Below are 543 nucleotides of genomic sequence, written 5' to 3' on the forward strand. Positions count from 1 at the left end.
GCGATCAAAATAAGAAGCTTCAATGGTGCCATATTGCGTACGTGGCTCTAACGTAAATTCCCAGTTGGAACAGTCGTACTTATGGATTGCTAATGCTGGTAAATTATCTCCGCTTAAAAATAAAAACTTATTGTCCTTGATCAAAAAACGTGCCCGCATGCGATCGGCAAGGCGGGTTAAAAAATCAACCGTCGATTGATCTGTACGAATCACATAAGGCAAAGTTTGTTGAGTGAACTGAGGACTGACCTTTGCTTGATAGCCATGGCGTTTGGCAAGTGTCTCAACAATCTCACCAACAGTTTTGTGATCAAAATGTTCACTCACCTGTTCTTTGAGCTCTTTACGCATCGAGGCGCTTTTGCCACAAAGGCGCAAAATCTCTCCATCACTGCCACCACAACTTACAACCGATTCGACAACAAAACGCCCCATAAAGGCACTGATGCTGTTCTCATAGCCAAAAATCACTTGCAGAGTGCTGTTGCTTGAGGGAACCTCTAAATCATTGCCACTATCGTCAAACTCTGCTTCAAATGTATC

The 543-nt window shown here is 43.3% G+C and carries 1 pseudogene; it reads right to left on the minus strand.

The annotated features are described in order from the left end of the window. Positions 1-543: pseudogene (locus ACFINZ_RS12010) on the minus strand (phage late control D family protein); the annotation flags it as partial.

Source organism: Bartonella sp. AA81SXKL (genome assembly GCF_042196945.1).
Classification (GTDB): Bacteria; Pseudomonadota; Alphaproteobacteria; order Rhizobiales; family Rhizobiaceae; genus Bartonella.